Source organism: Rhodococcus sp. GB-02, from assembly GCF_053470465.1.
The window spans coordinates 222,078-235,199 of record NZ_JBPUKE010000005.1; the positions used below are offsets into that span (position 1 = coordinate 222,078).

Annotated in this window: 14 protein-coding genes and 1 pseudogene; 3 read left to right on the plus strand and 12 right to left on the minus strand. The window is 63.0% G+C overall.

Going from position 1 to position 13,122, the window contains the following annotated elements; translation table 11 throughout:
- Positions 1-91: 91 nt before the first annotated feature.
- Positions 92-613, plus strand: coding sequence for a hypothetical protein (locus ACSW29_RS30140; protein ID WP_042926483.1), 522 nt, complete (start codon positions 92-94; stop codon positions 611-613).
- Here ACSW29_RS30140 and ACSW29_RS30145 read toward each other — a convergent pair.
- From ACSW29_RS30145 to ACSW29_RS30165, 5 genes are all read right to left on the minus strand, one after another.
- Positions 600-947: a zinc ribbon domain-containing protein YjdM gene (locus ACSW29_RS30145; RefSeq protein WP_042926495.1), complete on the minus strand. Its 348-nt coding sequence runs from the start codon at positions 945-947 to the stop codon at positions 600-602. The genes ACSW29_RS30140 and ACSW29_RS30145 overlap by 14 nt on opposite strands.
- Positions 948-1,113: 166 nt before the next feature.
- The gene (locus ACSW29_RS30150; protein WP_042920147.1) at positions 1,114-2,310 is read right to left on the minus strand and encodes an acetyl-CoA C-acetyltransferase; all 1,197 of its coding nucleotides are present in this window, start codon (positions 2,308-2,310) and stop codon (positions 1,114-1,116) included.
- Between the two features lie 93 nt (positions 2,311-2,403).
- The gene (locus ACSW29_RS30155; protein ID WP_257784574.1) at positions 2,404-2,532 is read right to left on the minus strand and encodes a hypothetical protein; all 129 of its coding nucleotides are present in this window, start codon (positions 2,530-2,532) and stop codon (positions 2,404-2,406) included.
- On the minus strand, positions 2,529-2,915 hold the full coding sequence (locus ACSW29_RS30160) for a DUF5313 family protein (protein WP_042920144.1): 387 nt from the start codon (positions 2,913-2,915) through the stop codon (positions 2,529-2,531). The genes ACSW29_RS30155 and ACSW29_RS30160 overlap by 4 nt, the downstream gene beginning before the upstream one ends.
- Positions 2,916-2,921: 6 nt before the next feature.
- Positions 2,922-4,652, minus strand: a complete 1,731-nt coding sequence (locus ACSW29_RS30165) for a SulP family inorganic anion transporter (RefSeq protein ID WP_042920142.1) — start codon at positions 4,650-4,652, stop codon at positions 2,922-2,924.
- 86 nt (positions 4,653-4,738) lie between these two features.
- On the opposite strand from ACSW29_RS30165, the gene ACSW29_RS30170 reads away from it, so the two are divergent.
- Positions 4,739-4,912, plus strand: coding sequence for a hypothetical protein (locus tag ACSW29_RS30170; protein ID WP_154606736.1), 174 nt, complete (start codon positions 4,739-4,741; stop codon positions 4,910-4,912).
- Between the two features lie 154 nt (positions 4,913-5,066).
- Here ACSW29_RS30170 and ACSW29_RS30175 read toward each other — a convergent pair whose 3' ends face one another.
- The 3 genes from ACSW29_RS30175 to ACSW29_RS30185 form a co-directional block, all read right to left on the minus strand.
- Positions 5,067-6,965, minus strand: a complete 1,899-nt coding sequence (locus tag ACSW29_RS30175; protein WP_042920139.1) for a phosphoenolpyruvate carboxykinase (GTP) — start codon at positions 6,963-6,965, stop codon at positions 5,067-5,069.
- Between the two features lie 68 nt (positions 6,966-7,033).
- The gene (locus ACSW29_RS30180; protein ID WP_448278973.1) at positions 7,034-7,891 is read right to left on the minus strand and encodes a hypothetical protein; all 858 of its coding nucleotides are present in this window, start codon (positions 7,889-7,891) and stop codon (positions 7,034-7,036) included.
- A gap of 122 nt (positions 7,892-8,013) precedes the next feature.
- Positions 8,014-8,379 carry an ArsR/SmtB family transcription factor gene (locus ACSW29_RS30185; protein ID WP_019747233.1) on the minus strand — a complete coding sequence of 122 codons (366 nt, stop codon included), beginning with the start codon at positions 8,377-8,379 and terminating at the stop codon, positions 8,014-8,016.
- Between the two features lie 306 nt (positions 8,380-8,685).
- Between ACSW29_RS30185 and ACSW29_RS30190 the strand changes: the two are divergent.
- A pseudogene (locus ACSW29_RS30190) lies at positions 8,686-9,261 on the plus strand (thiolase family protein); the annotation flags it as partial.
- 333 nt (positions 9,262-9,594) lie between these two features.
- On the opposite strand, the gene ACSW29_RS30195 reads toward ACSW29_RS30190, so the two are convergent.
- The 4 genes from ACSW29_RS30195 to ACSW29_RS30210 form a co-directional block, all read right to left on the minus strand.
- A complete protein-coding gene (locus tag ACSW29_RS30195; protein WP_058228374.1) occupies positions 9,595-10,182 on the minus strand; it encodes a DUF4203 domain-containing protein in 588 nt (195 codons plus the stop codon).
- Between the two features lie 152 nt (positions 10,183-10,334).
- Positions 10,335-12,239 (minus strand): alkyl/aryl-sulfatase, encoded by a 1,905-nt coding sequence (locus tag ACSW29_RS30200; RefSeq protein WP_042920323.1) that lies wholly within the window; start codon positions 12,237-12,239, stop codon positions 10,335-10,337.
- Between the two features lie 174 nt (positions 12,240-12,413).
- Positions 12,414-12,722, minus strand: a complete 309-nt coding sequence (locus tag ACSW29_RS30205; protein WP_058228373.1) for a hypothetical protein — start codon at positions 12,720-12,722, stop codon at positions 12,414-12,416.
- 117 nt (positions 12,723-12,839) lie between these two features.
- Positions 12,840-13,031, minus strand: coding sequence for a hypothetical protein (locus ACSW29_RS30210; protein WP_042920127.1), 192 nt, complete (start codon positions 13,029-13,031; stop codon positions 12,840-12,842).
- Positions 13,032-13,122 lie beyond the last annotated feature (91 nt).

A 13,122-nucleotide genomic window follows, 5' to 3' on the forward strand; every position in this document is an offset into this window, starting at 1 on the left:
GGATAGAGGAGAGAGGAATACGAACATCAGACACGTCATCCGTCGTACGGTATTCGTCACGATATCGACCGCGGCGTTGGCGGCGCCGGCGGTGAAATTTCCTCCTCTGGTCCTGGTCTACGTCATCAGCGGTTCGCTACTGTTCTTCTCGCGATACCTCGACGACGATACCGACGCGCGCTCACTCGACAAGCGTGATTCCGGAACGGGAAAAGACCGTACCGACCGGACAACCACGTTCGTCGCCGTGCGCGAAAATCTTCGAAGACAATCTGGCGCACACATTTCGTCGGTGAGTATCTGTGACGGCGAATCTCCCAGACCGGACTCGTATCGACACGACCCGATGTGCCAACGCACGGAATGCGGCGGGCTAGATGCCGGTGACGACAATGCCTATCGCCGCGACAGCGATCATCACAAACCCGAAACACGCGAGCACCCACCGCCGACAGCGCCGGTATGGCGATGCCGTGCAAGCCAGAGCAGCGTAGGGCGCGGCAACTGCGAGGCCCAGGACCGCGAGAACGGCGAAGACCACATGTACCCGGATCATGGACACGAGAATTCCTCACCGCGCCGTAGCCTCGCCTGGGTTGTCATGCTTTCTTGACGAACTCGGATTTCAGTTGCATCGACCCGATTCCGGCGATTTTGCATTCGATATTGTGGTTGTCGGCACCGTCGACCAGGCGTATGTTACGCACCTTGGTTCCAGCTTTTATTCCTGTCGGACTGCCTTTGACTTTCAAGTTCTTCACAACGGTGACCGCGTCCCCGTCGGAAAGCTCATTTCCGACGGAGTCGACAACGATGGACCGGTCGACAATCTGCGATCCCTGGTGAGATATCCATTCGTGAGCACATTCGGGGCACACGCAGTGCGCCCCCATCTCGTAACTGTATTCGCTGGAGCATTGTGGGCACGGCGGCAGTGCATTGTTCACGGGGGCCATCCTCTTCCTTGTTCGGCATACTGATTCTTCGATTCGTGACACGTCTCGCCGGGTTCACGGCGCTGAGGCAGAGTCGACGTGCCCGCCACCGGCCGCGATACACCGACGAAACCTTGCCCGGGTTCTGGTGACTCGTCGGCCGTGCACACGTGGACGCTTACGCCTTGGGGACGCGGATGATGAGTGCGTCGCCTTGTCCGCCGCCGCCGCAGAGTGCGGCTGCGCCGATGCCGCCGCCGCGGCGTTGCAGTTCGAGGGCGAGGTGCAGGGCGATGCGGGCGCCGGACATGCCGAGGGGGTGTCCGACGGCGATGGCGCCGCCGTTGACGTTGACCTTGGCGGGGTCGAGGCCGAGTTCGCGGGTGGAGGCGATCCCGACGGCGGCGAACGCTTCGTTGATTTCGACGAGGTCGAGGTCGGTGGGGTCGATGCCTTCCTTGGCGCAGGCCTTGGCGATGGCGCGGGCGGGTTGGGACTGGAGGGTGGAGTCGGGTCCGGCGACGACGCCGTGGGCGCCGATTTCCGCGATCCAGGTCAGGCCGAGTTCTTCGGCTTTGGTTTTGCTCATCACGATCACGGCGGCGGCGCCGTCGGAGATCGGGGAGGCGGAGCCGGCGGTGATGGTGCCGTCCTTGCTGAACGCGGGACGCAGTTTGCCGAGGGATTCGGTGGTGGTGTCGGCGCGGATGCCTTCGTCCTGCGCGAAGACGATCGGCTCGCCCTTGCGTTGGGGGATGGAGACGGGGACTACTTCGTTGTCGAAGTAGCCGTCTTTCCAGGCGCGGGCCGCGTTCTGGTGTGAGGCGGCGGCGAAGGCGTCCTGCTCGGCGCGGGTGATGTGGGTGGTTTCTTGTTGGTTGACTTGTTCGGTGAGCAGGCCCATGGCCTGGTCGGTGAAGATGTCGTGGAGGCCGTCGTAGGCCATGTGGTCGCGGAGGGTGACGTCGCCGTATTTGAAGCCTTCGCGGCTTTTTTCGAGCATGTGGGGTGCGCGGGACATCGATTCCTGCCCGCCGGCGACGACGATGTCGAATTCGCCGGCGCGGATGAGTTGGTCGGCGAGGGCGATGGCGTCGATGCCGGAGAGGCACACTTTGTTGATGCTCAGGGCGGGGACGTTCATGGGGATGCCGGCGGCGACGGCGGCTTGGCGGGCGGGCATCTGGCCGGCGCCGGCGGTGAGGACCTGTCCCATGATGACGTAGTCGACTTGTTCGGGGGCGACTCCGGACTTGTCGAGGGCGCCTTTGATGGCGATGCCGCCGAGGTCGGACCCGGAGAGGTCTTTCAACGATCCGAGGAGTCGACCCATCGGGGTACGAGCTCCCGCAACAATCACAGTGGTCGTGTTCAACGCGTTCTCCAGTCTTTTGCGACGGTCTCGGGGGTCGATTGCCGAGACCGCGTCGGTGAAATGGCCTGTTATCGGATGTTGTCGTGCGTCTGTTCAGGCAGTGAGGATGTAGAACACTGCGGTCATCGCCAGCACCACAGCGGCAGCGGATGCCATCGCCGCGGTCAGGGAGGGAAGGGGCGGATTCATCGGATCATTCGCCGTCAACGGCCGCGCTGTCATGGGCGGTAGCGGGATTCGTAGGCCTGCTTTTCCTCGTCCATTTTCTTTTTCTCGTGCACGTCGAGGAGCGCGGGGCTCAATCCGTGGCTGACCAGACGGTGCCGCAGGTAGATCTTTTTCAAGGCGAGAAGGAAATAGACGAAGGGCAGGAAGAGCAGGAGCACCATGCTGATCCGGATGATCCAGGGGCCGGGGATCAGCAACAGCCCCAGCAGGATCGGCAGCAAGGGGACGATGCACCGTGTCGCGTAGCGGCGGGCGGCGCCGGGGCCGGTGATGTCCTCGATCACCCACGGAATGAACTCGTCCGGCAGGGTGCGTCCGGCGAGGTACTTGAGGTGCTGGGCGAAGGTGGGATGTGCGATGGTTCCGTTCTGGGACATGGTGTTTCATTCCTCGATGTTCATCGATAGGTACTGGTTCCTCGGAAGCACCAGCATGCGGGCGTATTCGATGGCGCGTGGTGTGTCGGAGAAGATGTGTCGGCGTTCGCTGTCGGAGGTGGTGAAGACACCGAGGGCTTTCAGTGGCCGGAGGTGGTCCGGTTTCATACCGGAAATCAAGACGGTGATATGGCGGTGTTCGAGTTTGTCGATGGCGTCCTTGAGGACGATGGCGCCGGTGGCATCGATCGCGGTCACCCGTGACATGCGCAAGATGACGACCTTGACGTCGGAGACGTCCGCCAATTCGAGCAGGAAGCGGTGAGCGGCGGCGAAGAACAAGGCGCCGTCGATGCGGTAGGCGACGATGTGTTCACGGAGCAGTTCGTGTTCTTCGCTCTGGTGCCCGTCGTCATCGAGTGGGACTTGTTCGATCTTGGCCGATTTCGCCACTGCGCGCAGTGCCAGGATCGCGGCGAATGCGACACCGACCGCGACCGCGGTGACGAGGTCGAGTGCGACGGTGACCAGGAACGTTGCGCCCATGACCGCGGTGTCGGCTCGGGTGGCGCGCGCGATGGCGATGATCGAGGCTGTTTCGACCATGCGCACGGTGGTGGCCAGCAGTACCCCGGCGAGAGCGGCCAGGGGTATCTCGGCGACCATGGTCGATGCCAGGTAGACGATCGCGGCCAAGATGACGGCATGGGTGAGTGCGGCGAGGCGACTGCGCGCGCCGGAGCGAACGTTGACGGCCGTGCGAGCGATGGCGCCGGTGGCCGGGACGCCGCCGAACAGGGGTGCGGCGATGTTCGCCAACCCCTGTCCGAACAATTCCCGGTCGGGATTGTGGCGGGTCCCGACTCCCATCGAATCCGCCGCGGTCGCCGACAGAAGTGATTCGAGGGCGGCCAGCGCGGCCACTGCCAGGGCCGGGGCCACCAGCGAGGTCAGATCCCCTAGATGCAGAAAGTTCAGTGTGGGTGCGGCGATGCCGGAGGGGATTTCACCGATGCGGGCGATGTCGAGGTGCAGCAGTTGCGCGGCCAACGTCGCGACAGCCACGGCGACGAGCGAGAACGGAACCTTGGGGAAGTAGCGTCCGCCGACGAGGATGGCGACGGCCACCGCGAGCGCTGTTGCCGGGGTGAGAATCGAGGGGTGCGCGACGAATTTGGCGACCGCGTCCGCTGCGCTGCGCCACACCTTGTCCCCTTCGGCGTCGGTGATACCCAGAGCGGCCGGGATCTGTTGGAGGGCGATGACCACGGCGATACCAGCGGTGAACCCTTCGATGACCGGTGCCGGCATGAAACGCACGGCCCGCCCCACTCCGGCGAACGCCAACACCACCAGCACGATGCCGGCGATCAACCCGACCGCCAGGACACCGGATCCGCCGTATTCGTGAACGATGGGAACCAGGACCACGGTCATGGCCCCGGTCGGCCCGGACACCTGGAACCGGGAGCCGCCGAAGACAGCGGCGACGGCGCCGGCGACGACAGCTGTGGTCAGCCCGGCCGCCGCCCCGAGCCCGGTGGAGATGCCGAATCCCAAGGCCAGCGGAAGAGCGACCAGTGCCACGATCAGGCCGGCCAGCAGATCCGCGCCGGGTGCGCGCAGCGACGAACTCCATTCGCTCCATCGCGGCAACAGGTCCCGTACGGCCTGGGCAGCGCGGCCGAGCGAGTTCTGCGGGGACGGAGTGGAATTCGGTGCGGGCGTAGCGGTCATAAGGTTCCTCGGTACTGCGAGAAGAAAGTGGAAGCCTGTCTGGTTACTTGCTAATATTAGCAAGTAACCAGATGAAGGGAGCGGTGATGCGTGTAACACCACTGCGCGGACTGCTGAGCGCGCCGTTGCTGCAGTGCCGCGAATGTGCCAGGTTGTGCCGTCGGTCCGCGGTGACGCCGGGCGGAAACGTGTGCCCATGGTGTGGGGAGCGGGCGTTGTCGACGGCTGTCCTGGGCTCCCCGCTGCGCTCGTCGAGTTGACGGCGCTCTGGGTGGGAGATCACCACGTTCGGTCTCACGTCAGAAGATCCCGATCCGGGAGGTTGAGGGGCAACTTGACCGGATCGGGACCTTCGGTGAGGGCCTCCAGCGCGAGAGACTCGACGTGAGATGCGCTGGCAGCCCTGCTCGGGGGTCAGCAGTCGTCGGCGCGGGTGCGCACACGCCGGAAATGCGTGTCGCGGGACGGGGCCTCGTCGGTGAGTTCGTAATCGAATGTCGACAGTCGTTGACGCAAGGCACGCAACTCTTCACGCAGCGCGTCGGGGAGTCTGTTGCCGCCGATCGTGGCGTACCACTGATCGATGAGGGGAAGTTCGGCCGCCCACTCCGCCGGGTCGACCTTCAACGCAGCGGCAATGGTGGGGCGATGAAGGTCGAGTCCGGTCAGATCCAAGGCATCGAGGGTCGGAACGTGACCGATCGGGGTCGCCTCGGAGTCACCGGTTCCGTCGACGCGTTCGAGCGCCCACTTGAGAATCCGCGAGTTTTCTCCGAAGCCGGGCCACAGGAACTCGTCGTGGTCGCCGCGGCGAAACCAGTTCACGTAGAAGATCTTCGGCAACTTCGAGGAATCGGTGCGCGCGCCGATATCGAGCCAGTGCTGGAAATAGTCCCCGACGTGGTAGCCCAGGAACGGCAACATTGCCATCGGGTCGCGGCGTACCACCCCGACGGCGCCGGCTGCGGCGGCCGTGGTCTCCGAGGAGAGTGTCGAACCGAGGAAGACGCCGTGCTGCCAGTCGAAGGATTCGGTGATCAACGGCATGGTGGTGGCGCGCCGGCCTCCGAAGAAGATCGCCGAGATCGGAACCCCTGCCGGGTCGTTCCATTCCGGCGCCACTGTCGGGCACTGTGCGATCGGGGTGCAATAACGTGAATTCGGGTGTGCGGCCGGTGTTCCCGATTTCGGAGTCCACTCGCGCTGTTGCCAATCGAGGAGATGCGCCGGGGGCTGTTTGGTCATCCCTTCCCACCACACGTCGCCGTCGTCGGTCAGGGCGACGTTGGTGAAGATGGAGTTCCCTTTCTCGATCGTCGCCATGGCATGTGGGTTCGTCGCGGTGCTGGTACCGGGGGCGACACCGAAGAAACCGGCTTCGGGATTGACGGCGTAGAGTCGGCCGTCGTCACCGAACCGCATCCAGGCGATGTCGTCACCGATCGTTTCCGCGGTCCACCCCTCGAGCGTGGGATCGAGCATCGCCATGTTCGTCTTACCGCACGAGGACGGGAATGCCGCGGCGATGTAGTGCACCACCTCGTCCGGGGAGGTGAGCTTGAGGATGAGCATGTGCTCTGCCAGCCAACCCTCGTCTTTGGCCATTTTCGACGCGATCCGCAAGGAGTAGCACTTTTTCCCCAGCAGCGCGTTGCCACCGTAGCCCGAACCGTAGCTCCAGATGATGCGTTCTTCGGGGAAGTGGGAAATGTACTTGGTGTGATCGCACGGCCACGGGACGTCGACCTGCCCGTCGTAGAGGGGTGCGCCGACCGAGTGCAGGCATTTGACGTACTCGACATCTGCGGCCAGCGCTTCCCAGGCCGGTGTCCCGGATCGGGTCATGATCTGCATCGACACGGCGACGTATTCGGAGTCCGTGATCTGGATCCCGAATTTCGGTTCCGGGGCATCGAGGGGCCCCATACAGAACGCGATGACATACATCGTGCGCCCCGACATCGCGCCGCGGTAGTGCTCGGTCATGACCGTTTTCATGTCGAGCGGGTCCATCCAATTGTTCGTCGGACCGGCAGCCTCGCGTGACTGGGAACAGATGAACGTCCTGTCCTCGACCCGGGCGACGTCCTCGGGATCGGAGACACACCGGAACGAGTTCGGCTTGCGGTCCAGGCGCACGAACGTGCCTTTGTCGACGAGCAGATCGGTCAGGCGATCCCATTCGGCGCCGGACCCGTCACACCAGACCACCTCTCGCGGTGAGGTCAGGTCCTCGACCTCGGCCACCCAGGCCGCGATGTCGGCACGAAGCGCGCCGAGACGAATCGGGTCGGAGTCGATATGGGTTGTCACTGTGTTCTCCTGACATGTGTTCGGTGCGCGGTACGCACCTGTCCGAGCGGGATAGACGGGAAATACGATCAGTGCAGGTGGGTGCTGTATGGAGGGGCGTGGCCGAGAGATTTGGTGACCTGCCTGGCGATGGAGGAGAGCAGCATCCGCTCGTCCGCGGACGGGAGAGTGCACCCCACAGGGGTGATCAACGCCAGTGAGCGCGCGCAGGCAGCGATCATCTCGGCGGTCAGAACCGTGACGCCATGGCCGCAGAGGACACCGAGCAATCCGGGAAGAACGACCGCGCCGTGATCGAAAGTGTCACCAGGCATGCTCACCACTTGCCGCGCGGGCACCGAATCGCCCACGCAGCCATCGAGATCGACGAGAACATCGTTGTGTTCCATCAGTCGGCGCAGCGGAAACTGGTGCGCATCACTCGCACGCCAGCTGCTGATACCGGCGACACCGGACATCAACAACGTCGGCCCGAGCATCGGAGCTCGATGGGCCCCGGTGATCATCACTTGCCCTACCCGCGGCCCCACGACGAGGTTCCGCAGCGCCGAAATCGTCATCGCGGTCAATGTTGCTGTCACGACGTCGATCTCGGTGACGACCAGCGGGCCGCCACGCTCGGCGACCCCGTGCTGCACGGCTGTGGCAGCATTCGCGTCCAGTCCGCCGACGAAGGCAGCGGAGATCCGCGGTCGCAGGCTCAGTACACGGGCGATCACGGTGTTGACGTCCGCCGTCGCCAAGGGCAACCGAACTGCGTGCAGTGCAGTCCGGTCGCAGATCATGGTGGCGTAGTCCTCCATCGCCTCCCACGGTGACCGCGTCCTGACCGCGGCGCGATGCGATCGGGCCGCCGCAACTCCCACCACCGCGACATCGCCGCGGCTCAAGACTGCACTGTTCGGATGGACGTCGTTGGTCGTCACCGCACGCCACCTCTTTCGAATCGATCAACCGGTCGTCCGGTTACCAGTTCTACAATGTACGTACTTTAGCAATTTCGCAACTGGTGGATAAGTGCAGGAACTAGTCCTGCATGATGTGCGCCCTACCGTGCCTTACCGGCCAGAGCGGGCGGCTCCGGAATCTCCTCGACCAGCATTTCGGCCTGGCCGGCGACCATCCCGGTCAAGATGGCGCGCGCCGTGGTCAACAAATCGGCGACACGCGGCGACGTCAGAGCGTATGAGACGGACAACCCTTCCCGCCGCGCAGTCACCAGACCTGCTCGACGCAGAATGGACAGTTGCTGCGACAGATTGGCCGGCTCGATCCCTACCTCGGGAAGCATCTCCGAGACGGCATGCTCACGCTCGCTCAAGAGCTCGAGGACGCGAATACGTGCGGGGTGTCCCAGCGTCTTGAAGAAATCGGCCTTCATCTGATAAAGCGGCTGGCGCGAGTTCACAACCACGACGCCTCCTGTCACTCGAGTCGGATCGGCGGCATGCGCGTAGGTGTGGCGCGCCGCTGTCCTGCCCCTGCGAATCGAGCGCAGAAGCTCCCACCGGTTGTGGTACTTGCGAATCTTAGCAATTTGCGTGGGTATTCGTCGGCGCAGAGCGGGAAGTGTCGGCCATGGCGAAGACTCAAAGCACAACATGTTTCAGAAAAGGGGCGTCAGTGATTTGAAACATGTTGTGGTATAGCTTTATTCGTCGCCCTGAAAAGGACAAACACGTTCTAATAATTTTTGCTACTCGAGGAGGTACGACAACACATGGGAAATCCTGTGATCGTGGAAGCGGTACGCACTCCCATCGGAAAGCGCGGAGGATGGCTCTCGGGTCTGCACGCCGCCGAACTGCTGGGAGCCGCTCAACGAGGGCTACTCGATCGTGCGGGACTCGATCCGATGCTCGTCGAACAAGTCATCGGGGGGTGCGTCACGCAGGCTGGCGAACAGTCCAACAACGTGACGCGGACCGCATGGCTGCATGCCGGTCTTCCCTGGCAGACCGGGTGTACCACCATCGACTGCCAATGCGGTTCCGCCCAACAGTCGACCCATCTGATCGCCGGTCTGATCGCCACCGATGCGCTCGACGTCGGGATCGGCTGTGGCGTCGAAGCGATGAGCCGGGTGCCCCTCGGCGCCAATGTCGGTGTGCATGCCGGACCTCGTCGTCCTGCCTCCTGGAACATCGACATGCCCGATCAATTCGAGGCCGCCGAACGCATCGCCCGTCGTCGCAATCTGACCCGGGCCGACATCGAAGCCTTCGGTGTGCACTCGCAGGTGAAAGCGCACCGCGCGTGGGCGGAGCACCGTTTCGACACCGAAGTGCTGCCTGTTGGATTCGAGTTTTTTAGGCCTTTCGCTAAACGGGCTTCTGCGAGTGATTTGCGTAGCCGGTCTTGGCGTTCTCATGGGAGTCGAAGGTGAGCTGATCGGTCGACCGATACAGGTGATGTCTGCGCCCTATCGAGCAGTGCCGAGATGCTCGGAAATATCCGAACCCAGCGATGACGAATCGATTTGCACTTGGGGGGTTCGCTGGGTTGAGTTTCGAAAAGTATTTGGCCACTGCATGTGTGGGGGATCACTGCATGTGTGGGTAATGACGCTAAGGGTGCATGCAGGGGAGTCGACCGCACAAGGTCCTGGAGGGATTCAGGACCTTTCGGCCTAGGGACTGGTGCTACCAACTAGAGTGTTCTTTACTCCGAGCTTCTCTGCGAAGAGGTGTCGCTGGACGATCCATCCGGCGACGCTGAGCGCGATCCACGCGGCCGTGGCGAAGATCTGTTGCCAGCCTGGCTGTGGGCTTCGGAGGAATTCGAGCGCGTCCGTGGTCCGTCCCAGCCCGTTGAGGATCATGCTTGCACCTCCGATGGAGGTGAGCCACAGTAGTGCTCGGGCGCGGTATTTGTCTGCCAGGAAGGCTGCGGCGACCGCGACGGCGAGTATGACGATCGCACTCAAAGCCCAGTCGTTGTCTCCGGGTTGAAGCACGTCGGCGGTGCGGGCGCCGGCCATCGCGCCGGCGAGCCCGCCGATGAAGTAGGCGGAGAACTTGAAGACGAGAGTGGTCACGATCCAGGCGCTGACAGCGCCGATGAGTCCGAACAGCAGCAGCGCAGTCAGTGAGGCGTGGAAGAGGTCCGCCATCATCCAGCCGAGCCCGAAACCGATGGCCAACACACCCAGGTGCAGGGAGCGGATGCCGTAGAAGCAGAGCAGGAGCCCGACCAGTAGGACCGCGATTCCGTTCATGTTCACTCCTTGATCGGTGCAGGTCTGCGGATGGTGGCGACAGGACCGGGTCAGACCAAGTTCAGCGAGGTGACCGGTGTCGATTGGTCATTCACGAACCCCTCGCCCGGGAGTCTTCGCCGTTACGCAGAATCCCGGGTGAGGAGTGCGGGTTAGCTCGGCCGTTCCGGGGTGACGATCGCGAAGTTCTTGTCACCTGGTTCGAGCACCGCTGCCAGGCGGCCGAGAACAGAGGCGTCGCCGCTGATTTCGATGCCCGCGTCCGCGAGTCCATCGGCAGAGAGTCCTCCGAGTGCCAAGGCAGGTAGGGCTCGTTTGGTCGTGGTCAGTGTGGCGTCGGCGGAGCCCTTCTGATTGTGAGCGGTGTAGGTGAGCACGCCGTTGGCAAGTCGTAGTCGGTAGCGTTCGTCCACGTCGGTGAGCACGATGTCGATGGATAGTCGCTCGTCCCACGCCTCGGGGCCGTTGACTTGAATGGCGATGGCGTCGAAGAGCATCGCCGGGGTCAGTTGGCCGACGACGTCGGGCGCGGCGGTTTCGGTCGGGGTGCCGAACTGGCCGTCACGCAGTTCTGTGGTACCGGAGAGATACCAGTTGCGCCAGGTACCGTTTTCGGCACCGTAGCCGAGTTGCTCGTAGGCGTCGGCCAGCAGCGCTTTTGCTCCGGCGTGGTCAGGTTCCGCGAACACAACGTGATTGAGTACCTGTGCGACCCAACGGTAATCGCCGGCGTCGAACGAGTCGCGGGCTTTCGTGACGACCGCGTCGACACCACCCATGAATTCGACGTATCGAATGGATTGTTCGACCGGTGTGTGTTCCCACAGACTGGCCGGATTACCGTCGAACCAGCCGATGTAGCGCTGATAGATCGCTTTGACGTTATGGCTGATCGAACCGTAGTAACCTTTTGCGCTCCAGGCATTCTCGAGCGAGGGTGGCAACTGGATCCGCTCGGCGATTTCAGGTCCGGTGAGGCCCTGGTTGATCATGCGCAGCGTCTGATCGTGCACATAGGCGTACAGATCGCGCTGGGTAGACAGGAAGTCGACGACACGTTCCTTGCCCCAGGTCGGCCAGTGGTGCGAGGCGAAGACGACTTCGACGTCGTCACCGAACATGTCGATGGTTTCAGTGAGGTACTGCGACCAGCCGTGGGGATCACGCACGACGGCGCCTCTCAAGGTCAGCAGATTGTGGAAGGTGTGGGTCGCGTCTTCGGCGGCGCACAGCGCCTTGAAATCGGGGAGGTAGATCAACATCTCCGAGGGCGCTTCGGTATCCGGCGCCATTTGGTAGACGAGGCGCACGCCGTCGATGGTGTCCTCGTGTCCGGTGGTGGTGACGATGTCGGTGGGAGCGATGAGCGTGACGGTTCCGATGGACACGGTCTGTCCCAATCCGCCGCCAACCTGTCCCTGTGGGCCGCGGGCCAGTGCAGCGCCGTACATGTAGCCGGCGCGTCGCCCCATCGCGGTTCCCGCGTAGACGTTCTCGGAGACGGCGTGTTCGACGAATCCTTCCGGTGCAATGATTTTCACCGCCCCGGAGTCAACTTCCTCTTGCGAGACGAAACCTTTGACACCCCCGAAATGGTCGACGTGCGAGTGGGTGTAGATGATCGCTTTGATCGGCCGGTCGCCGCGATGTTCTCGATAGAGTTCGAGGGCAGCTTTACCTGTTTCGGCGCAGAGCAAGGTGTCGATGACGATGACCCCCTCGTCACCTTCGATGAAGGAGGTATTCGACAAGTCCATTCCGCGGACCTGATAGATGCCCGGGACTACTTCGAACAATCCGGCGATGGCAACGAGTTGGGATTGCCGCCACAGACTCGGATTGACGGTGTCGGGTGCGTCGCCTTGCAGGAACGAATAGGTGTCGTTGTCCCAGAGGACGGTTCCGTCCTCGGCGGTGACCGCGTTCGGTTGGCGGCGGCCGACAAGGCCGCGGTGTGCGTCGTCGAAATCCTGCGTATCGGAGAACGGCAGACTCTCGAGGAGTGCCTTCTGCTGGCGGATGATTGACTCGGATGCCGCATTCGATGTCGTAGCCATACCGACAGTGTGGAGCGCGGTGGGCATGTTTCACTTCACCTGTTAGGGGTGATTGACGGCCGACGAAGTCTCGAACGGTGAAGTCGTGCAACAGCGTGACGCGCCCGTGCGCCGGCACGGCGCGGGTGTATCGGCGGATAGATCAAGCTCAGGGTCGACCTCAAGGTGAAGTAGCTACGCAGTAGTCGAAAGCACAGGTAGCCAGGCACGTATTTCACCGAGCTCGGTTGCCAGATCAAGCAATCCGTCCGGGGTAGGTTCCGGCGGCCTCGTCGACGGCGGCGATGGTGTCGCCGCCATCGTGCGGTCGAGTCGGCGACACTCGATGAGTTGGCCGTTGAGCTGAACATCGAGGATCCAGGTGAGATCGTCCGGGGGCGAGGGAATCTGCATGACGACCCGAATCGATTGCGGAATACAGTGACCTTGGCAGATCAGCGAGGGAGTATCCGATCCGCCAGCGATGCTGTCGGTGATCTGCACGGGCCGTGGTGTCGGCGCCGAGCGAGTCCACGGGAACTTCGTTGCCGACGGCAGGTACCGTGCGTAGCGCCTGTGGGTCGCTGCGATCGGAATCGGACGTGGACACCACCGGTCTGGTCAGAAACCGGAGATGAGATCACCGTTTGGTTGGGTGATCGTCACAACCGGCGAGCCCTCGAATCTTCCGAGGGCTATGGCCTCGTCCGGGCCTTCGGGTGCGGACCATCCGAGCCCGGTCACCGCATCGCCGGGACCGACGATCACGGTATTCTCTGCGCCGGCGTCCGGCAGGACATTCGAGTACGTCACCAGATAGCCCGCTCGCGTCAGTGCGCCATTCGTCTCCCGCGTCGGCGAGCACGATGGTCAGGTGTTACTACCCCTGAGTTTTACATTGCGA

Bases quoted from the DNA above. Each gene is read 5' to 3' on its own strand.
- ACSW29_RS30195 (WP_058228374.1), bottom strand. From the start codon at position 10,182: ATGAACGGAATCGCGGTCCTACTGGTCGGGCTCCTGCTCTGCTTCTAC.
- ACSW29_RS30200 (WP_042920323.1), bottom strand. From the start codon at position 12,239: ATGGCTACGACATCGAATGCGGCATCCGAGTCAATCATCCGCCAGCAG.
- ACSW29_RS30165 (WP_042920142.1), bottom strand. From the start codon at position 4,652: ATGACCGCTACGCCCGCACCGAATTCCACTCCGTCCCCGCAGAACTCG.
- ACSW29_RS30155 (WP_257784574.1), bottom strand. From the start codon at position 2,532: ATGACAGCGCGGCCGTTGACGGCGAATGATCCGATGAATCCGCCCCTT.
- ACSW29_RS30170 (WP_154606736.1), top strand. From the start codon at position 4,739: ATGCGTGTAACACCACTGCGCGGACTGCTGAGCGCGCCGTTGCTGCAG.
- ACSW29_RS30160 (WP_042920144.1), bottom strand. From the start codon at position 2,915: ATGTCCCAGAACGGAACCATCGCACATCCCACCTTCGCCCAGCACCTC.